Annotated in this window: 21 protein-coding genes; 10 read left to right on the top strand and 11 right to left on the bottom strand. The window is 32.6% G+C overall.

Annotated elements, in window-relative coordinates; genetic code table 11:
• Position 1: 1 nt before the first annotated feature.
• From rplI to rpsF, 3 genes are read right to left on the bottom strand one after another with little or no spacing between them, the layout of a single operon-like run.
• Entirely contained in the window at positions 2–445 is a 444-nt protein-coding gene (rplI, locus tag BZG02_RS19755; protein WP_101263477.1) for a 50S ribosomal protein L9, read from the bottom strand.
• A 22-nt stretch (positions 446–467) separates the two neighbouring features.
• Positions 468–737: a 30S ribosomal protein S18 gene (gene rpsR, locus BZG02_RS19750; RefSeq protein ID WP_101263476.1), complete on the bottom strand. Its 270-nt coding sequence runs from the start codon at positions 735–737 to the stop codon at positions 468–470.
• A gap of 3 nt (positions 738–740) precedes the next feature.
• Positions 741–1,088 carry a 30S ribosomal protein S6 gene (gene rpsF, locus BZG02_RS19745; RefSeq protein WP_218972309.1) on the bottom strand — a complete coding sequence of 116 codons (348 nt, stop codon included), beginning with the start codon at positions 1,086–1,088 and terminating at the stop codon, positions 741–743.
• A gap of 228 nt (positions 1,089–1,316) precedes the next feature.
• On the opposite strand from rpsF, the gene BZG02_RS19740 reads away from it, so the two are divergent.
• Entirely contained in the window at positions 1,317–2,441 is a 1,125-nt protein-coding gene (locus BZG02_RS19740) for a universal stress protein (protein WP_101263475.1), read from the top strand.
• An 80-nt stretch (positions 2,442–2,521) separates the two neighbouring features.
• Here BZG02_RS19740 and mtaB read toward each other — a convergent pair whose 3' ends face one another.
• From mtaB to bioA, 8 genes are all read right to left on the bottom strand, one after another.
• Positions 2,522–3,802, bottom strand: a complete 1,281-nt coding sequence (gene mtaB / locus BZG02_RS19735; RefSeq protein ID WP_245868145.1) for a tRNA (N(6)-L-threonylcarbamoyladenosine(37)-C(2))-methylthiotransferase MtaB — start codon at positions 3,800–3,802, stop codon at positions 2,522–2,524.
• A complete protein-coding gene (miaB, locus tag BZG02_RS19730) occupies positions 3,799–5,142 on the bottom strand; it encodes a tRNA (N6-isopentenyl adenosine(37)-C2)-methylthiotransferase MiaB (protein ID WP_101263473.1) in 1,344 nt (447 codons plus the stop codon). Before miaB ends, mtaB begins: the two co-directional genes overlap by 4 nt.
• Positions 5,143–5,153: 11 nt before the next feature.
• Complete coding sequence (locus tag BZG02_RS19725; RefSeq protein ID WP_101263472.1) at positions 5,154–5,798, bottom strand: ferredoxin--NADP reductase; 645 nt, start codon at positions 5,796–5,798, stop codon at positions 5,154–5,156.
• Positions 5,799–6,198: 400 nt separating this feature from the next.
• Positions 6,199–6,882 carry a dethiobiotin synthase gene (gene bioD, locus BZG02_RS19720; protein ID WP_101263471.1) on the bottom strand — a complete coding sequence of 228 codons (684 nt, stop codon included), beginning with the start codon at positions 6,880–6,882 and terminating at the stop codon, positions 6,199–6,201.
• Positions 6,883–6,884: 2 nt separating this feature from the next.
• Positions 6,885–7,652 (bottom strand): malonyl-ACP O-methyltransferase BioC, encoded by a 768-nt coding sequence (gene bioC, locus BZG02_RS19715; RefSeq protein WP_101263470.1) that lies wholly within the window; start codon positions 7,650–7,652, stop codon positions 6,885–6,887.
• Positions 7,624–8,325: a DUF452 family protein gene (locus tag BZG02_RS19710; protein WP_101263469.1), complete on the bottom strand. Its 702-nt coding sequence runs from the start codon at positions 8,323–8,325 to the stop codon at positions 7,624–7,626. The genes bioC and BZG02_RS19710 overlap by 29 nt, the downstream gene beginning before the upstream one ends.
• Entirely contained in the window at positions 8,315–9,436 is a 1,122-nt protein-coding gene (locus tag BZG02_RS19705) for an aminotransferase class I/II-fold pyridoxal phosphate-dependent enzyme (protein ID WP_101263468.1), read from the bottom strand. The genes BZG02_RS19710 and BZG02_RS19705 overlap by 11 nt, the downstream gene beginning before the upstream one ends.
• A 6-nt stretch (positions 9,437–9,442) precedes the next feature.
• A complete protein-coding gene (bioA, locus tag BZG02_RS19700) occupies positions 9,443–10,732 on the bottom strand; it encodes an adenosylmethionine--8-amino-7-oxononanoate transaminase (protein ID WP_101263467.1) in 1,290 nt (429 codons plus the stop codon).
• Positions 10,733–10,923: 191 nt separating this feature from the next.
• Here bioA and BZG02_RS19695 point away from each other — a divergent pair, with 191 nt between their 5' ends.
• From BZG02_RS19695 to BZG02_RS19655, 9 genes are all read left to right on the top strand, one after another.
• The gene (locus BZG02_RS19695; protein ID WP_101263466.1) at positions 10,924–11,409 is read left to right on the top strand and encodes a thioredoxin family protein; all 486 of its coding nucleotides are present in this window, start codon (positions 10,924–10,926) and stop codon (positions 11,407–11,409) included.
• Positions 11,410–11,536: 127 nt separating this feature from the next.
• The gene (locus tag BZG02_RS19690; protein WP_101263465.1) at positions 11,537–12,079 is read left to right on the top strand and encodes an FKBP-type peptidyl-prolyl cis-trans isomerase; all 543 of its coding nucleotides are present in this window, start codon (positions 11,537–11,539) and stop codon (positions 12,077–12,079) included.
• 103 nt (positions 12,080–12,182) lie between these two features.
• Positions 12,183–13,490, top strand: coding sequence for a dicarboxylate/amino acid:cation symporter (locus tag BZG02_RS19685; protein ID WP_101263464.1), 1,308 nt, complete (start codon positions 12,183–12,185; stop codon positions 13,488–13,490).
• Positions 13,491–13,587: 97 nt separating this feature from the next.
• Positions 13,588–15,375, top strand: coding sequence for a fasciclin domain-containing protein (locus BZG02_RS19680; protein WP_180335795.1), 1,788 nt, complete (start codon positions 13,588–13,590; stop codon positions 15,373–15,375).
• A gap of 99 nt (positions 15,376–15,474) precedes the next feature.
• Positions 15,475–16,359: a MerR family transcriptional regulator gene (locus BZG02_RS19675; protein ID WP_101263462.1), complete on the top strand. Its 885-nt coding sequence runs from the start codon at positions 15,475–15,477 to the stop codon at positions 16,357–16,359.
• Between the two features lie 185 nt (positions 16,360–16,544).
• Positions 16,545–17,039, top strand: a complete 495-nt coding sequence (locus BZG02_RS19670) for an RNA polymerase sigma factor (RefSeq protein ID WP_101263461.1) — start codon at positions 16,545–16,547, stop codon at positions 17,037–17,039.
• A gap of 159 nt (positions 17,040–17,198) precedes the next feature.
• A complete protein-coding gene (locus BZG02_RS19665) occupies positions 17,199–17,486 on the top strand; it encodes a hypothetical protein (RefSeq protein WP_101263460.1) in 288 nt (95 codons plus the stop codon).
• A gap of 51 nt (positions 17,487–17,537) precedes the next feature.
• Positions 17,538–18,260 (top strand): M48 family metallopeptidase, encoded by a 723-nt coding sequence (locus BZG02_RS19660; protein ID WP_101263459.1) that lies wholly within the window; start codon positions 17,538–17,540, stop codon positions 18,258–18,260.
• A 2-nt stretch (positions 18,261–18,262) separates the two neighbouring features.
• On the top strand, positions 18,263–18,640 hold the full coding sequence (locus BZG02_RS19655) for a hypothetical protein (protein ID WP_101263458.1): 378 nt from the start codon (positions 18,263–18,265) through the stop codon (positions 18,638–18,640).
• Positions 18,641–19,219: the final 579 nt, after the last annotated feature.

Raw genomic sequence — 19,219 nt, 5'->3', positions numbered from 1 at the left:
ATTATTCAGAAATAACGTCAAATTCGATATCAACCTTAACTTCTTTATGAAGTTTAATGGTTGCGGTATATTTACCGATCTCTTTAACTGCATCCTTAATTACAATCACTTTTCTGTCAATTTCGAATCCTTGAGCAATTAATGCCTCAGCAATTTGAATATTGTTAACAGAACCGAAAATTTTACCAGTAGTACTAGTTTTAGCACCTACACTTAAGGTAACACCTTCAAGTTTTTTAGCAACTTCTAAAGCTTCGTTTTTGATTTTTTCTTCTTTATGAGCTCTTTGTCTCATATTTTCAGCATTCATTTTCTTAGCCGATTCTGTTGCCAAAATAGCTATTCCTTTAGGAATTAAATAATTTCTACCGTAACCGTTTTTTACAACTACGATGTCATTCATATATCCTAAACTATGAATATCTTGTTTTAAGATTACTTCCATTTCGTTTCCTCCAGTTTAAAGATTATTTCATCATGTCAGTTACGTATGGCAGCAATGCAATGTGACGAGCACGTTTAACAGCTGTAGCTACCTTTCTTTGATATTTCAAAGAAGTACCGGTGATACGACGAGGTAAAATTTTTCCTTGTTCGTTCAAAAACTTTTTCAAAAATTCAGGATCTTTATAATCGATGAATTTAATCTTGTTTTTCTTGAAACGACAATACTTTTTCTTTTTAATCTCTACTGACGGAGGTGTCAAATATCTGATTTCTGATTGATTCTGTGCCATAGCTTACTTCTCCTCTTTAGATTTAAGTTTTCCTTTTCGTTTGATTGAATACTCAAAAGCATACTTATCAAGTTTGAAAGTTAAGAAACGGATGACTCTTTCATCACGTCTGTAATTCAATTCCAATTTCTCGATAACGTCGCCTGGAGCATCAAATTGAAGCAATTGGTAAAAACCAGTGCTTTTCTTTTGAATTGGATAAGCCAGCTTGCGCAGTCCCCAGTTCTCCTCATTAACCATCTCACCACCATTCTCGATGATAAGGGCTTTAAATTTTTCTACCGCCTCCTTTACCTGAGCCTCAGATAAAACGGGAGTTACAATGAAAACGGTTTCATAATGATTCAACATAACTTTAATTGTTTAATTAATTACTTAATAAGTAACTGTTTTTTATTGAGCCGCAAAATTAACGATTCTTTTTTGATATTTCAAGAATGCTAAAGATTTATTACGATTTAACACAGATATTATTCTTATAATCCTATTTTAAACAACATTTTCATATCCATAAAATACTCCTATTGGCTTTAACTTTTTTTTTGTATCTTATAATAAGGATTAACAAAACTCACAGCTATGAAGGACAGGATGATAACATTAGCAACTTATAGCTACTCCAGAGCACAGTTGCTTAAAACTCGATTAGAATCAGAAGGAGTGCAATGCTTTCTGAAGAATCTTAATTTAATTCAATCGGCTATTGGGGGTGGTGTAAAATTAAGGATAAATGCACAGAATTTGGCTAAGGCGTTAAAAATAATAGAGGAATTAGAATTAAGTTATGCACAAGAAGATTTCGAAAAGGAATTTCCACAACAAAAAATAGAGGTAAACCGTATTTTAGTACCTGTAGATTTCTCTGATTTTTCGCCCCGATTGTGTGAGTATGCAATGAGTATTGCAAAAAAATTCAATGCTGATATTTTACTATTTCATACCTATTTCGGGGCAGCTATCGAAACGGTTCCTTTTTCCGATAGTTATACCTATAATGCTACGGTGGTTGAAGTACTTTCGGAAGTTGAAAAGAATGCCAAAGCTAGGTTAAAGGAATTATATTACGATATGCGTAACAAATTGGAACTCGAAAAATTTGATGGAATAGAGGTGGATTATAAGTTGAGTGGGGGAACAGCTTCTTCTGAAATATTAAATATTTGTAATAGTTACCAACCAGATTTAATAATTATGGGCAGCCGTGGGGAGACTGCCGGAACTACAAATCTTTTGGGGAGTGTTGTTTCTAATGTTATTGAAGACTGCGAGGTACCAGTTCTTATCTTATCGGATCAAGGGGAACCGGTTGACCTTGAGTGTATTAATAATATCATGTATGCTACTAATTTCGACAAGGCTGATTTTAAATCGATTGCAAATCTTAAATTTATTACAAAACCATATGATATGAAAATCCATTGTGTTCATTTTGATGATGTGGAAGATGATAATGTGATGGGACAACACCAAATGGAGGTCTTAAAAAAATATTTACATCGAACTTTAGGAGATTCAAATGTTAACTGTTCAATTATACAATTTGAGGAAAAAATGAAAGGAATTGAGACATTCGTACAAAAAAATGATATAGGTATGATTGCGATTTTAGCAAGAAAACACAATTTATTAGAGCGTTTATTTTTTGGTCAAATGTCTAGAAAACTATTTATAAATACTCACATTCCAATATTGGTATTTCACTAAGAATGATACAATAAAAAACACCCCAAAAGTTATGTCCAACTTTTGGGGTACAGTTCATTTTTAAGTAGTATTTTTTTTAATTATACCAATTCACCTATTAAAATAGGATCCGATCCATTTTCAATCCCAGTAATTTTCACCTGGTAGAAATGATTTTTTTGTATCTCTTTACCAGTGAATTGAACTGGAATATAATGTTCTCCATAACCACCAGCAATTTCTCCATCTATTTTTTCAACTAATACAGATTGATAGTAGCCAATAAAGCTTTTTCGGTAATTAAGCTTTGTTTCCTCCGATAAATCTCTTAGAATTTCACTTCTATTCGTTTTTATTCTTTCATCAATCTGATTAGGCATTCGTTCAGCTCTTGTTCCTTTCCGAACGGAATATTTAAAAGTATGAACATGTCCGAAATTTAATTCTTTAATTACATCACAAGTTGCAGAAAAATCCTCCTCACTTTCATCAGGGAAACCAATTATTATATCGCTTGTAATATTAAAGTCGGGATTTTTAGCTCTTATAACCTGTACAATTTCTTTAAATCTTTTTACTGTATACATCCTTCTCATTTGAAGCAAAACAGATTCAGATCCACTTTGTAAACACAAGTGTAAATGCGGTGTCATTTTTGGATGATTTAAAAGTCCAAGGAATTTAGCTCCAAAACCATCTGGTTCAATCGAGGAGATTCGAAGCCTAAAATCACCATCAAGATCAAGAATTTGTTCAATTAAATCATCAAACTTATATCCTTCAAAATCATATCTGCCAATATTCACACCAGTAATTACTATTTCTTTGGCTCCTTGCGAAATTACATCACGAATATTTTTTAAAATATCCTGAATTGGTCTACTTGCTGCTCTTCCCCGAACGGAAGGAATGATACAAAACGTACAAAAATTATCACAACCATCTTGTATTTTAATCATACTTCGTGTATGAAAGCCCTTATCTGTAGCTCCGTAGGAAAACAAGTCGGTATTTAGTTTCGATGGATGAACAATTTCTCCTTTAAAATGTGCATCCACTAAAGAAAAAACAGAAGTTTTTTGATCATTTTCAACCACATAGTTAATTTCTTCTCTATTTTCCAGCTCTTCCTTAGCATTATTGGCCATGCAACCTGTAACTACTAAAACAGAATCCTTATTTCTTCTGTTGGCTTGGTTAATAAAGTTTCTCGACTTGTGATCGCTTTGATGCGTTACTGTACATGAGTTAATTACATAAACATCAGCTGCTTCGTCGAATTGAACCAATTTATAACCTTTATCCTGAAATTGAGATGCTAAGGCATCTGTTTCGTATTGATTTAATCTACACCCTAAGGTTTTAAACGCCACTTTCTTCACGCTACACTTTCTTTTATTGTAATCAGTTCGCCTTCTACTGAAAAATCGGCGGCTGATGTAATTTTTATATCTACAAATTGTCCAATTAAATTCTTATTTTCAGATAAAAATCGAACATTAATACGTCCTTCTGTTAATCCGGCAAGGTATCCTTCGTGTTTTGCCACACCTTTCACTAACAAACGAAAAGTTTTATTTACCATAGAAGCATTGTACTTTTTAGAATGAATTTTTAATTCCTGAGTTAAAATTCGATGTCGTTCTTTTTTTACGTCAAGACTAATATCATCAAACCAACGATGACTAAGTGCCCCTGGTCGAGGCGAATACATTGCAATATACGCCATATTGTATTCAAATTCACTCATTGCTTTTCTCGTATTCTCAAATTGTTCGTCATTTTCTCCTGTAAAACCAACAATAATATCCGTAAATAAGGTTGCTTCTGGAATTAAACGTTTAATTGTATGTACAATTTGTCGGTATTTTTCCATTCCATGCTTCCGATTCATATGAATTAGAACCTTGTCATCACCCGATTGAACAGGCAGGTGAATTTGTTTAGCAAGACATTTATATTGTGCAATTACTTCAATTACTTCGTCAGTCATATCCCTCGGATGCGGAGAAGTAAAGTAAACCCAAAATTCATTCTTCAATTGATTTCCTAAGTCTCCAATTCTACGTAAGAGTTCCGGAAAATCTATTTCTTCTCCTTTTTTATCCAATCCATAAGAATTCACATTTTGTCCAAGTAACGTAATCGACTTGAATCCATTTTCAACTAAACTTTTAACTTCTTCAACAATTTCATCGGAAGGGCGAGAAACCTCACGCCCGCGGGTGTAGGGAACCGCACAAAAAGAACAAAATTTATCACAACCATTCTGAATAGGGATAAATGCCTCAAATTCTGAGGTGTAATTGGGTTTTACATGCCAAAATTCGGAAATATTATCATTGTGAGCATCAAAACCTTGTTGCAGTCCTATAGGGGTAGTTACGCCGTACTGCTGAATCATTTCTGGCAACTTAGGCAAGTCCTTCATCTGAAAAATTACATCGAATAACTTGAGAAATTTATCCAAATCCGATGGAAGAATACAACCAGAAACAAAGGTGATTAGATTTCGTTTATTTTTCCACAAATTCCATTTATGAATTTTAGAATAAACTTTGTCGATTGCTTTTTGACGAACAGAACAAGCTAAAATTCCGATTAAATTAGCTTCTTCCTCTTTATCTGTCCATTGGTAGCCCATGTTTTCGATTACCGAACGAACTCTTTCTCCATCAGAAGCGTTCATTTGACAACCTAATGATACAAGATGATATTTCATTTTTATTTTTCTTAAAAGTAAACTTCTGTATGAATAGGACCTAGTGTAATTCCTTGTTTTTCTAGTATATCGTAAGCTTCATAAATCATGTGACAATTGCCACATAAATAGCAAACGGTATCGGAGGGAATCGGATTTTTTAATAAATAATCGGTAACTCTACCATGATAATCTCCTGTTTTTTCTCTAGAAGTACATAAAATATATTTTCCATTTGGATACGTTTGCTTTTCATAAGCCTCTTCCTCAATTCGAACACCATGAAGTATCTGATAGTTCATTTCGGGATGTGTTTTAGCAAAACTATGAATAGGAGATATTCCTGTACCAGTTGCGATAAAAAGAAATTTCTTTTTATCAATTTCGGACTCTTCTAAGGAGAAATGTCCAAAAGGACCGTCCACATCTAAATAATCGCCGGATTTACATCGCTTTAGTTTTTTTGAAACTAAACCACTTTCCACTTCTTTAATTAATACCTCTAGAAAATCATCGTTTTCAGAACTATAAATAGAGTATTCTCTTCGATCAATACTTCCTGTAAATCCAAGGGTTATGTATTGCCCTGTAGTAAATGTAAAATCATTTTTTTCCATCCTTATTACATAAGTGGAAGAAGTTAGATTTCTTATTTCAATAACTTTGTGTGATCTCATTCTTAATTTATGTATTCGATTTTTTCATCCATTAATTACCCTTACACAAGTCAAAAAGACTTGGCTAATTTATGTGGAATGATTACAAATAAGCGAGTACAAAAAAAGTTAAAATCCGTCTAATAAACAAGCATATTAGGATCTTTAGCTCTGTATTAACAAAAATTGATAAGAATTAGGTGAAATATATAAAAAATGAATATTTTTTTCTAGAATGATATTTGTTAAGGAGTCAGTATATTTTACGTTAAGTGTTGTATTTTAGGATTTTGTGGTGGTTCTTACGGTGTTTTAAGTGCTTGAGAATTGCATAAAAATAATGTTTGCTATAATAGGGTCAGCATTTTCATTTCTCGAAGGCTTCAAGAAATAATTATTTTCTAATTTTACTCACTTGCTTTTATTTTGCAAAAAACAACTTCCCGAAATCAACTTTTGTCATTTCATTTTTTTTCAATTCGGGAATTTCAATAATTGGGCAATCAAATTCATATTTCTCCAAATAGGTTTTAAAAACTTTAATGGAATCATTTAAAATAAATTCACTGTTTGCCGGATATTGATTATAGATTAATCCTTTAATTGGAATTTGTCGATGTTTTGCAATTTCAAGACTGAGAAGGGTATGATTGATACTACCCAATTTTGAAGAAGTGACTAAAATCACTGGATATTTTTTTTCCTCCATGAAATCAAGCAAGGAATAATCCATCGTAATAGGAACATGCATCCCACCAACTCCTTCTAAAAGTAGATAGTCAAACTGATTGGCCAGAATAGTTGACGATTTTTCTATTCTTTTAATATCTATTTCCTGATTTTGCATTTGAGCAGCAAGATGCGGAGACGCTGGATAGTCAAAAACATAAGGACAGGTAGTACCATCTTTATCCACATTCTGTATTTCCATTCCCATAATTTCCCGATGCATTAAAATATCTTCAGAGATACCTTTACATCCGGTTTGTGCAAACTTTTGAGTTATTACTGATTTTTTATACTCCAATAAATATCTGGCCATTAGGCCTGTAGCAAAAGTTTTACCAGTATCAGTATCAATTCCTGCAATAAAATAGGTTGGCATTATTAATGTATTTTTTTTGGTTTAGCAATAAAATATAAAGGTTGATAGGTGAGAGGTACTCCTAAATCCGTACCAAACAAATCTTGATAATCCTCATTAAAATTTTTCAAATCAGTTTTTGTCCAGGCTTTTCCAGGAATTCCATTTACACCAGTTTGTTTCATATGCGCAAGAACTCCAAGAGGATTTGAGAAAAACCGAGTAATTGTTTCCTTGTCGCTCCAAAGAATTTCAAATTTTTCCGACAAAAGTCGTTCAAGTTTTCCAAACGACAAATAATTTAATCCTTTGCCGTTTACTTCACGTATTTCTCTAAAATTATCGGGACCAAAAGTACTAAAAACAAGTAGGCCATCGACTTGTAAAGCTTTATGAATTTTTGTTAAAAATTCATCTAAATTGTTGAACCACTGAAAAGTGGAACTTGAAATAATTAAATTCATATTTTGTGGTAGCTCCATAGCTTCAATATCGCCACCCAAAAATTGTATATCGGAATGAATAGACTTAAGAATGTTTGCATATTCCTTTACAATATCATTTGCATAATATAAGTCGGCATTAAATTTTTGGAAAAATTTTTCTGTTAATACTGCTGGTCCACAACCAATTTCAAGCACTCTGGGAAAGTGTTTTTTTGGTTGACGCAACAATTCATTAATTAGCCTAGAGGCAATAGCTTCCTGAACAATAGCATGTTTGCGATAGGTTTCGATACTTTTTACGAATCCTTTCTGTACTTTATCTTTGTTGATATTTTGATGCTTCACCTTTACATTCCTTCATTAAATCGTCCCACAAATTCCAAGCGTAAAAACAAAAGTGAGGAGCATTTTCCTTCTTAATTACATTTTTTTGACCGCTCCATGCGTTTTCTAAATTTGTAAATGGAAATATTCGATCCTCTTTTCCTAACAGTACAGTATCAAACAAATTCCAATCAATAAAATGATTTTGTACAAGTTCATGGAAACTAATTAATTCTTCTTTTTGATCTTCAATATCGCGTTTTGGAAGATGCCTTTTAAAGCAATTAAATTCCGTTTTCCCTCCACACATTCTAAGCCAAAATTTCTCAATAGTCTGAGAATTTAATCCATCAATAGTTCCTTGAAAAATTGCTGGAGGAATTCCTTTCAAATTATCAATAGGCTGTAAGCTTCCATTTATAGCTATTTTACTTGCAAATAGATTCTTCCATGGAAGGTAAACCATATTTGCAACATAAACTCCAAATGACCAGGCAACTAAATGTACTTCCTGATAGTTTTCAAAAAGTCTTTCAATTTGTTTTGGGACAATGATTTCTCGATAATCAAAACACATTAAAACATCAAAATCTTTTGAGCCTAAAGTTTGAAAAGGCTTTGCATCGCAAGCCCAGCCATTCATAAATAAAATGCACTTTTCGTTATCCGATTTGTGTAACCATTCAATTTTCATTGCAAAAGTTCTTTATCAATTCAGGTAATTCATTCAAATCTTCCCAATCCATATCCGCACAAACCGAAATTCGCAATCTAGCAGAATCTTTAGGTACAGCAGGTGGACGAATAGGGAATACAAGAAATCCTTTTTTTTGTAAATACTCAGCTAAATTAACGCATTTCTGACTGTCTCCAACCAAAACAGGAATAATATTTGAACTTCCCATTGTGTCAATACCAGCATTTAACAAGCCTTCTCTTAATTGCTCCGATATCAACTGTAAATGTTCCCTCTCCATTTTCATTTTTACAATGGTTCTCAACATGATGTAGTTCCAACTAATCACAATTGGTGGCAAAGCGGTCGTGAAAATTAAAGAACGCATTTTGTTAATTAAATACTGCTTCAGTATCGCATCGCAAATTACGTAAGCACCAATTGAGTTCATCGCTTTTCCAAAAGTGCCAATCAATAAATCAATCTCATTTAAACAGTTTTTTTCTTCGGATAAACCAAGACCTTTAATTCCTCTAACTCCCAAAGCATGAGCTTCATCGATATACAGAAAGCAATCGAAACGTTTTTTAATCTCGATTAGTTGTAAAAGATCTGCTTCATCACCATCCATACTAAAAACAGATTCACTTACAATAAAAACGCGATTGTAGTCTTTCCTTTTAGAAGTTAAAATATGTATTAAGTGATCGTAATCAGCATGTTTAAATCGAATTTGTTCGGCACTACTCAAACGAATTCCATCAATAATACTAGCATGATTAAGTTTATCGGATACAATTAAATCGTCTTTACCAGCTAAAGCAGCTAAAATACCTATGTTGGCGTGATATCCTGAATTAAAAAATAGGGAAGGACGACCATACAAATTTTCCAATTCTGTCTCCAATAACTCATATTCTTTAAAATTTCCGGTTAATAAACGCGATGATCCAGAGCCAAAAGAATTTCCTTTAGGACGTGGGATATTCTTTTTACTAACTCCTAAATAATCATTAGACGAGAGGTTGATTTTGTAGTTATTCTCTGAAATCATTTTTAAAGCACGAAGATTTCCCAACTCTTCAAGCTGTCGTAATTCCTCTTTGTATTTATTTAGTTTTTGATCCATTTTAATTTATTGCATTGCGACAACTTTAACCAAAGCTTGGCAAAGAAAAGATAAATCTTCGTTAGTTATTATAAAAGGTGGCATAATGTATACTAATTTTCCGAATGGACGCACCCAAACTCCATTCTCGACAAATTGTTTTTGAATCAAAGCCATATTTACTGGCTCCTTCATTTCAATTACTCCAATAGCACCTAAAATTCTTACATTTTTTACTTGTTTTAATTCTTTTGCCTTCGATAGATTCAAGATTAATTGTTTTTCGATACGATTAACTTTCTCTAAAAAGGAGGATTTTAATAGTAAATTGATACTTGCAACACCAACAGCACAGGCTAAAGGATTTCCCATAAAAGTTGGACCATGCATAAAACAACCTGGAACACCTGCAGAAATTCCATCGCTTATTTTTTGAGAAGTTAAGGTAGCAGCAAAGCTTAAATATCCACCAGTAATAGCCTTTCCAACACACATAATATCTGGAGATATATTAGCATGTTCGCAGGCGAAAAATTTTCCGGTTCTACCAAACCCAGTAGCTATTTCGTCGAGAATGAGCAGTATGTTATACTTGTCGCATGCTCTTCGCAATTCTACCAAATACTGAGGATGATAAAATTTCATCCCTCCAGCACCTTGAACTATAGGCTCTAAGATAATAGCGGCAAGCTCTTCATGATGCATGTCAATTTGATTCTGCATAGATTGAAATGAATTAGGATCCCAATCCTCGTAAAAACCACAATTTGGCGATTCGGCAAAGTAATTAATAGGTAAAACACCACTAAAAATTTCATGCATTCCTGTTACAGGATCACATACAGACATGGCATTAAAAGTATCTCCATGGTATCCTGATCGAATACTCAAAAATTTATTCTTTGCTCGATTTCCTTTAGTAAACCAATATTGAAGTGCCATTTTCATCGCCACTTCAACCGATACAGAACCAGAGTCGCTAAAGAATACCTTTTCCATTCCTTTAGGACTTATGGCTACTAATAACTTCGCCAATTCAATTGCTGGTTGATGAGTAATACCACCAAACATCACATGCGACATCTGTTTTAATTGACTTTGAATCGCTTCATTTAAAACAGGATGATTATATCCATGGACAGCACACCACCATGAAGACATCCCATCAATAATATCTTGACCCGAATCCAATTTTAGTCGCACACCGTCAGCCGAAACTACAGGGAATACTGGAAGTGGATTATGCATTGAAGTATATGGATGCCAAATATGATCTCTATCAAAAACGAGATCCGATGACTTAAACTGTTCCGACATAGAAGTTATTTTTCATGTAAATTCTTTGTAAAACTAGGGTTTATCCTTCTAAACCGTACCAATACGATAGTATTTTTACAACATACGATGCATAAGTAAAGTATTGAAATGTTATTTGTTCGTTAAAACGATCAATTTTACTTGATTTGCCTTCAATTTAATTTAAATTACCACAAATTTAAAACACAAACATGAAAACTAAAAAAATTGCAGTTTTACTTAGCCTATTTCTTGTCTGTAGTTTGATCTCAATGGGGCAAAAACCTTACGATCCATCACTCAATGGCAAATATGAAATTGCAAAAGCTGTTAGTAAAGCTAAAAAAGAAGGAAAACATGTATTACTACAAATTGGAGGTAATTGGTGCCCTTGGTGTATAAAAATGCATAATTATCTGCAAACCGAAACTTCTTTAAATAAATTAGTAGAAGATAATTACATTTTTTTGGAAGTAAATTATAGTGTAGAGAATAAAAACTTAGATGCATTGGCAGAACTTGGTTATCCTCAGCGTTTTGGATTCCCAGTAATGCTTGTGTTAAATGGAGATGGGGAGCGACTACACACACAAAATACAGGTAATTTGGAACAAGATAAAGCCTACGATTACGAGAAACTTAAATCCTTTCTGTATAATTGGAGACCCGATGCTTTAAATCCAAAACTTTACAAGTAGAATAAATAAATAATTTTAGACTATCAACTCCTTTTTTATTTGAATAAAGAAATAATTGTACTTTCTTTGTACAGAATTTTCTTATTCGAGGTTCAAATTAAGGATATAATAAATAAAAAAAGATATTATGACAATTTCAAAAGATAAGGTTGTTTCAGTTATTTATGAATTAAAGACTGATCTTTCAGGAGAGATTATTGAAAAAGCAGTAGCAGAAACTCCACTTACCTATTTATGTGGTGCTGGACAGATGTTGGAAAAATTTGAAGCGAATTTAATGGGCTTAAAAGTTGGAGATTCTTTCGATTTCAAATTGGATACTGAAGAAGCTTATGGTGAGGCATCAGAAGAAGCTGTGATTGATCTTCCAAAAAATATATTTGAAGTTAATGGTGAATTTGATTCAGAAGTTATTGCAGAAGGAAATGTAGTTCCAATGCAAGATAATTCGGGACGTAGAATGAACGGTATCGTTCTTGAAGTTTCAGATGCAACCATCAAAATGGATTTTAATCATCCTCTTGCAGGAGATACTTTATTCTTCAAAGGAGAAGTTATCGAAGTTAGAGATGCATCAGAAGAAGAAATGAAAGAAGCATATGCTCCTCAAGGAGGATGTGGTAGCGGAAGTTGCGATACCGGAGGATGCGGTAGCGGATGTGGATGCTAATTAAAATAAAAAGATATTCAGCCCGAAAGCCAATGGTTTTCGGGCTTTGTTTTTATAGTCTTATCCATTATCTTTAAAGCTTAACAAAATAATTCTCTCAATTATGTGGAAAAGATTACCTCTTTATGTGAAAATACTAGTTGGAATGGCATTTGGAATTATAGCCGGATTAATTGCCGTTTATTTTGAATTTTCAAAGTTCACAAATGATTGGATCAAACCATGGGGAGTAATTTTCTTAAACCTTTTAAAATTAATTGCTGTTCCATTAATTTTTGTATCCTTAGTAAAAGGAATATCTAGTCTTTCCAACATTTCTAAATTATCAAGAATAGGAATTAAAACTATTTCATTATACGTTCTTTCAACAGTTATTGCAGTTAGTTTTGGCTTGCTCTTAGTAAATGCAATAGAGCCTGGCAATACTTTTCCCGACCATAAAAAAATTGAATTACAAGAAAAATATCATGCAACTATTGACTTAAAGAAGAATCAAGCTTCCGATTTAAAAAATGAGTCTCCGCTCCGATTTTTGGTTGATGTTGTTCCTTCCAATTTTTTTCAGGCAGCAACAGATAATTCTAAAATGCTTCAAATCATATTTTTTGCCATTTTATTTGGTGTAGCTATGGTTATTTTAGAAGAAAAGAAAGTTAAAGTTGTTCGTGAATTTTTTGATGGGATAGATGCAATTATTCTTAAAATAATTGACTTTATCATGATGTTTGCTCCCTATGGTGTTTTCGCATTAATTGCAGGATTAATTGTCGATTTTTCTGGTGATTTAGATTTATTTTCTGCTTTAGGATTGTACGCAATAACGGTAATACTAGGACTTTTAGTAATGATATTTATAATCTATCCTTTGTTTCTGAAAATATTTACACCCATTAAATACACCAATTTTTACAAGGCAATTTCACCAGCTCAATTATTGGCCTTTTCAACAAGCTCAAGTGCCGCAACCTTACCGGTTACTATGGAATGTGTTGAAAAAGAAATAGGAGTTACCAGCGAAGTTGCCAGTTTTGTTTTACCCGTTGGCGTTACTATTAATATGGACGGAACAAGCTGCTATCAAGCTATTGCGGCTGTTTTCATAGCGCAAGTATTTGGTGTAGACCTAGATATATACGATCAGTTACTAATTGTAGCTACCGCTACAATTGCATCTATTGGCTCTCCAGGAGTTCCTGGTGGTAGTATTGTCATGTTAATCATTGTTTTAACATCAGTGGGAATTCCCATTGAAGGTTTAGCATTAATATTAGGAATTGATAGGCCTCTTGATATGCTTAGAACCGTAGTCAATGTGACAGGAGATGCTACAGTTGCTACGATAGTTGCAACTAGCGAAGGAAAATTAAATTCAGATTCAATTTCAGTCAAAAAATCTAATTCCGTTAGTTAAAAAATTTTTTTTTCATTTTTGTTCATTCATTCTTAAAAACAAATGAACAAAAATGAATTTGATTTGTTTCCTGTTTGAACCATTAAAAAATAATGATATGAAATCCAGGAATTACAAATTTAATTTGGGAATATTTTTCCTATTTAGTTTTTTAGCTTTTACTATATCCGCTTGTTCTGATGACGACGATGATAATCAGCCTATTCCTATGGAAGAAACAATAGTAGATGTTGCAGTAGGAAATGCTGATTTTTCTATTCTTGTTGAGGCCTTAAGCAAAGCAGACTTAGTAAGCACTTTAGATGGATCCGGTTCTTTTACTGTTTTTGCTCCAACCAATGACGCTTTCGAAGATCTTTTTACAATGCTGGGTGTTTCGGGTATTTCCGATCTTAGTACAGAAGCTCTTACCCCAATTTTACTCTATCACGTAATTGGTACAGAGGTAAAATCAACACAATTATCAAGTGGTTATGTAGAAACGCTAAGTCTATTTACTCCAGGTGATTATGCAATTAAATTGCTAATTGATTTAGAATCGGGAGTTCAAATTAACGGATCGTCCAATGTTACAACAGCAGATGTTATGGCATCAAATGGAGTTATCCATATTGTTGATAAAGTATTATTGCCCCCAACGGTTGTTGACATTGCAATTGCGAATAGTTCTTTTACTCATTTAGTGGAGGCAGTTGTTAAAGCCAATCTTGTAGATGCATTAAAAGCGGAAGGCCCTTTTACTATTTTTGCGCCAAATGATAGTGCTTTCGAACAACTATTTACAAATTTAGGGGTTTCAGGTATTGCTGATATTAGTGTGGAAACTTTAACTCCCATACTTTTAGCACATGTTGTTTCTGGAAATGTTAGGGCCACAGATGTTACTACTAGTACCGTTTCGACATTAAATTCAAATTTTGAACTCGATATTAATACAGCAGGATCAGGGGTTGTTTTAAACGGAAATTCCAATGTAATAGCAACAGATGTTCAAGCTAAAAATGGAGTTGTTCATGTAATTGATAAGGTAATTGTGCCAGAATTGGAAGAAGAGCCTCAATCAATAGCAGATATTGCAGCTGGAAATAGTGATTTTACCAATTTGGTAGCAGCTCTCGATAAGGCTGATCTAGTGCAAACCCTCGATTCTGAAGGATCATTTACTGTATTTGCTCCTACAAATGCGGCTTTTCAAGAATTATTTAACACACTAGGAGTGTCAGGAATTGCTGATTTATCAGTTGATGCATTGACTCAAATATTATTATACCACGTTATCGGAAGTAAACAAATGGCTGGCGATTTAAGTACTGGTTATTTGGAATCCTTAAGTACGGATAGTCCAAACAATGATCCTGTTTCACTTAGAATTGAAGTAGATGGTAATGTGAAAATTAACAAAGAAACCACCGTAACAACTGCCGATATAGAAGCTTTTAATGGAGTAGTTCACATTGTTGATAAGGTTCTACTTCCTCCAAATGTTGTAGAAATAGCAATTGCAGATCCAACTTTTGAACATTTAGTAGCTGCAGTTGTGAAAGCCGATTTAGCAGGTACCTTAAGTGGTGATGGTCCTTATACAATATTTGCACCAACAGATGATGCCTTCGAAGCATTATTTACAGAATTGGGAGTTTCGGGAATTGAAGACCTGGATGCTGAAACATTAACACCAATTTTACTTTATCATGTTGTTTCGGGAAATGTTAGAGCCGAAGATGTTACTACCGGAATGGTATCAACATTAAACGATACAAATCAACTTAATATTGAAGTAAGTTCAGGGGTTGTTATCAATGAAAATACAAATGTACTTGCAACAAACGTTCAAGGAACCAATGGAGTGATTCATGTAATTGACAAAGTTCTGATGCCAGAGTAAATACGAATAAAACCTACACGAACACTGTAGGTTTTATATTTTTTATTTAGATTTACTATCGTAACGATAAACTATCCTGCTAATAATAAGGTGAATTCAATGAGTAGATATTCAATAAAAGATATTGAGCAAATAACTGGAATAAAAGCACATACAATAAGAGTGTGGGAGAGAAGGTATGGGATTATACAGCCGGAACGAACAGAAACTAACATTCGCTTATATTCTGATGAAGACTTAAAAAAGCTACTCAATATTTCTATGCTTAATGCATCTGGAATTAAAATTTCTCACCTGGCAAAAATGGGAGATATTGATCTTGAAACCAATATTTTGGAGTTATCCAAATCTATTAATATAGAAGATATCAGTATCGATAAACTTATACTGGCAACCATTAATTTTGATGAAGATCTTTTTGAATCGATACTAAACCGATGCTTGCTTGCTAAAGGGATGGAGGAGACAACCTTTCAAATTCTATTTCCCTTTTTTCAGCGAATTGGAACATTATGGCAGATTGGAACAATTAGCCCAGCACAGGAACATTTTATTTCAAATTTAATTCGTCAAAAACTTTTTGCAGCCATTGATTCACTCTCTGGAGGAAGTAAAGAAAATGCAAAAAAAATTATTTTTTTCCTGAAAGAAGATGAATTACATGAAATAAGTATACTGTTCTACAATTACATTGCAAAAAAATACGGCATAAAAACCTTATATTTAGGGCAAAACCTTCCATTTTCCGATTTACAGAAAGTGGTTGCTACTTATCATCCCGATGGATTATTTACCTCTTTTATTACTCCAATAAGTGAATCTGAATTAAATAATTACATCGTCTCATTAACCGAAAATTTCGATCCTATAGATATCGTAATTACAGGATTTCAGCTGAAAAATCAAATTATTAAAAAGCATGTAAAAGTTAAAATAGTATCCTCATTGATGGATTTTAAAGAATATGTGACTAAGTTAGAATAATAAAATATCTCTTTGTCTTATTTTATTTTAATTGTAAAAACCTCAAATTCATCCTTAAATAGGAGGGCTTTGAGGTTTTCTTATTTAGAATAACCGATTAATAATGCCGATACTTAAAAATAAATCATTGCTTTTTGTTCATGTTTTTTGTAATTTAGTTAAACAAACTAAAAAAAATAAAAATCATGACAACAATAGAATTTAAATCACATATTGTTAGCCTTGACCAACAACTAAAGTACTATGCCTACAGGCTAACTTCAAATCCGGATGATGCCCTGGATCTATGTCAGGATACAGTGTTGAAAGCTATTACCTATAGAACTAAATTTACACATAGTAATTTAAAGGCATGGGTTTTCACCATTATGAAAAATATCTTTATCAACACCTACAGGCGAAAAATCAAGCAACGAGAATGGATGATGCACGAAACAAAAAGTCACGCAGGAATTTTAAATGTGAGCTATGATAATCCAATGTCGACACAAAATTATAATGATATTGTGCAGGAATTTAACAAATTAGAGCAGTCTGTTAGGGAGCCATTTCGTATGTTTATTGAAGGATACAAATATCGTGAAATTGCTGAAGAGTTAGATTTACCAATTGGAACGATAAAAAGTCGTATTTTTCAGGGTAGAAAGATATTAATGCAAAGTCTTAAAGATTTTTCCTAATTAAACTATTATACTCTCTATCGAAATAATATTAAAGTGATGAACTTTTGGATGGATAAATATTCCTTAAAGTAGCGTAAGGATTATTAATAAGTGTTTATTATCTTTGTGCACGAATAACAGTATCATCTGTTATATCACTTATTCAAAAATATAGATATGGCAAGTAGAAAACGCTTAAAAAAGGATATCGATTACCTTAGCTTTGAGGTAATCTCAGATTGCTACAATTACAATTATTTACATCCTGAAAATAAGGAAGAAGTAATGGAAATTGTTAAGAATACAATTGTTTCACGCAATCAACTAATTGCTCGTGTAAATCATCCTGATGGTAAAGACAATCCAAAACTGGTTAGAGCTTACTACAAGGCCGTATATACCGATTTGTTCAAAAATGTAGACGAATCTTTTACTAAATTGAGTAATTTAATTAAGGAGAAATAATTTCTTTCAAAAGATATTTCTGATAGCTTTGCGTACAGCAAAGCTTTTTTTATGCCCGAAGAAAAAATTGTCCTGTTAGAGGATATTGGAGATATCCTCTTTAAAAAGAGTAAAAAATTTAAACGTTTATCCGTTAGAATTGCACCTAAAAAAGGAATTTGGGTGAATGTACCTTATGGAATAAGCTATACCGAGGCTATTAATTTTGCAAAGCAAAACAAAGCATGGATTATTAGCAATAAAGCAAAAACAAAACTAAAAGAGGAAAAACAAAGCATTTTTACTCCAGAGGTCCTTTTTAAAACACGTTTTCATCAGCTGAAGCTTTGCTCTGAGAATGTGAGTAACTTTTCTGCTAAGCTCTTAAATGGAATACTAGAGGTAAAGTATCCAGTCAATACCGAAATTCAAAATGCAGAATTACAACTTTTCATACAACGTGCAATTCTTGAAACTTTGCACAGAGAGGCTAATCACTATTTGCCGAATAGAATTAAGGAACTTGCTAAAGAGTGTGGATTTACATTTCAATCTGTCAAAATTAAAAACACAAAAAGTCGATGGGGATCCTGTTCCTATGATAATAAAATAAACCTAAATCTTCACTTAATGAGATTACCATCCGACTTATGCGATATGGTAATATTACATGAACTATGCCATACTAAAGTGAAGAATCATTCCAGCGAATTTTATCAATTATTAGCATATCATTGTCCTGAATTAGCACGAAAAAGAAAAGAAATTAAAAAATATTCTATAACAATCTATTAAGTATGAATAATGAAATTTACATTTTGGTCGGAATTTGTGTTTTAGCATTTGTATTAGGACACAAATTAAAACAAAGACTAAGTAAACCAGCTCCTAAACCTATAAAAAATAAGGGGAAGCAAGCAAAAAGTAAATTAGTAATTTCGTCTTCTACTTCAACAACAAAAGAAAAGCTTAAAATTGTATTTTTATACATACAGCTAGCCTTAGTATTTGGCTTGCTAATTTTTATGATTCCCGCATTATCACGCGATATTCTTTCCAACAATCAAGTTAGCAACCAAAATTTAATATTACGAATTGTAATTGTTGTTTTTGCCACATATATATTATTTATTGGTTATTTAAAACTTAGAAAACCACCTCGTAAGAATAATTAATCTTTTTATACTTGCTTTTTGTTTACAAAGCACAAAATTGATTTTTATAAAGCAGTTTCTTCTAATCTCCTCAAATTTACACTTCTTAATTTTACGCGATATCTGCTTGAATAAGTGTGATATATAGCGTTCTCCACGTCTAGTTAAGCTCCTTAGAATTAAATACGTAAAAAGTAATAGGGACTTGTTTACAAATATTACCTAAAATTCATACTATCTGTAATTGAATTCTAAAATTAATGACAGAATGTTTACAAAAAGTCATTTTACAAAGTTGAACTTTGTAAAACAAGACGTTTACAAATCTGCACCTTGAAAAAGAAGTGTAAAATTAAACTTGCAACTGCCAGTTTATAAATGTAAATCACATTCGTAACATTATTAGCTCAAATAGGACTTACAATATTAATCGTAAGTTTCCAACTACTGGTTTATTCAGTTAATAAATATAATTAAAAGAAATCACATGTTATATTCTAGAAATCAGTGTTTTAGACTGTGTATCGTAATGTATTACTTTAATTAAATGATTACATTTGTATAAAATACATGTAAATTCGAGTGTTTATTGTTAATTAC

Source organism: Labilibaculum filiforme (assembly GCF_002843315.1).
Lineage (GTDB): Bacteria > Bacteroidota > Bacteroidia > Bacteroidales > Marinifilaceae > Labilibaculum > Labilibaculum filiforme.
Note: the sequence above shows the minus strand (reverse complement) of the source record. Positions and strands in the feature narration are given on the sequence as shown.

What these genes read in the sequence shown, in the direction of transcription:
- BZG02_RS19675 (WP_101263462.1), top strand. Translation starts at nt 15,475, where the DNA reads ATGAGTAGATATTCAATAAAAGATATTGAGCAAATAACTGGAATAAAA.
- rpsR (WP_101263476.1), bottom strand. Translation starts at nt 737, where the DNA reads ATGGCACAGAATCAATCAGAAATCAGATATTTGACACCTCCGTCAGTA.
- BZG02_RS19680 (WP_180335795.1), top strand. Translation starts at nt 13,588, where the DNA reads ATGAAATCCAGGAATTACAAATTTAATTTGGGAATATTTTTCCTATTT.
- BZG02_RS19695 (WP_101263466.1), top strand. Translation starts at nt 10,924, where the DNA reads ATGAAAACTAAAAAAATTGCAGTTTTACTTAGCCTATTTCTTGTCTGT.
- bioD (WP_101263471.1), bottom strand. Translation starts at nt 6,882, where the DNA reads ATGCCAACCTATTTTATTGCAGGAATTGATACTGATACTGGTAAAACT.
- bioA (WP_101263467.1), bottom strand. Translation starts at nt 10,732, where the DNA reads ATGTCGGAACAGTTTAAGTCATCGGATCTCGTTTTTGATAGAGATCAT.
- BZG02_RS19670 (WP_101263461.1), top strand. Translation starts at nt 16,545, where the DNA reads ATGACAACAATAGAATTTAAATCACATATTGTTAGCCTTGACCAACAA.
- miaB (WP_101263473.1), bottom strand. Translation starts at nt 5,142, where the DNA reads ATGAAATATCATCTTGTATCATTAGGTTGTCAAATGAACGCTTCTGAT.
- BZG02_RS19655 (WP_101263458.1), top strand. Translation starts at nt 18,263, where the DNA reads ATGAATAATGAAATTTACATTTTGGTCGGAATTTGTGTTTTAGCATTT.
- BZG02_RS19685 (WP_101263464.1), top strand. Translation starts at nt 12,183, where the DNA reads ATGTGGAAAAGATTACCTCTTTATGTGAAAATACTAGTTGGAATGGCA.
- BZG02_RS19710 (WP_101263469.1), bottom strand. Translation starts at nt 8,325, where the DNA reads ATGAAAATTGAATGGTTACACAAATCGGATAACGAAAAGTGCATTTTA.
- BZG02_RS19665 (WP_101263460.1), top strand. Translation starts at nt 17,199, where the DNA reads ATGGCAAGTAGAAAACGCTTAAAAAAGGATATCGATTACCTTAGCTTT.
- BZG02_RS19660 (WP_101263459.1), top strand. Translation starts at nt 17,538, where the DNA reads ATGCCCGAAGAAAAAATTGTCCTGTTAGAGGATATTGGAGATATCCTC.
- BZG02_RS19690 (WP_101263465.1), top strand. Translation starts at nt 11,537, where the DNA reads ATGACAATTTCAAAAGATAAGGTTGTTTCAGTTATTTATGAATTAAAG.
- rpsF (WP_218972309.1), bottom strand. Translation starts at nt 1,088, where the DNA reads ATGTTGAATCATTATGAAACCGTTTTCATTGTAACTCCCGTTTTATCT.
- BZG02_RS19740 (WP_101263475.1), top strand. Translation starts at nt 1,317, where the DNA reads ATGAAGGACAGGATGATAACATTAGCAACTTATAGCTACTCCAGAGCA.
- rplI (WP_101263477.1), bottom strand. Translation starts at nt 445, where the DNA reads ATGGAAGTAATCTTAAAACAAGATATTCATAGTTTAGGATATATGAAT.
- BZG02_RS19725 (WP_101263472.1), bottom strand. Translation starts at nt 5,798, where the DNA reads ATGAGATCACACAAAGTTATTGAAATAAGAAATCTAACTTCTTCCACT.
- BZG02_RS19705 (WP_101263468.1), bottom strand. Translation starts at nt 9,436, where the DNA reads ATGGATCAAAAACTAAATAAATACAAAGAGGAATTACGACAGCTTGAA.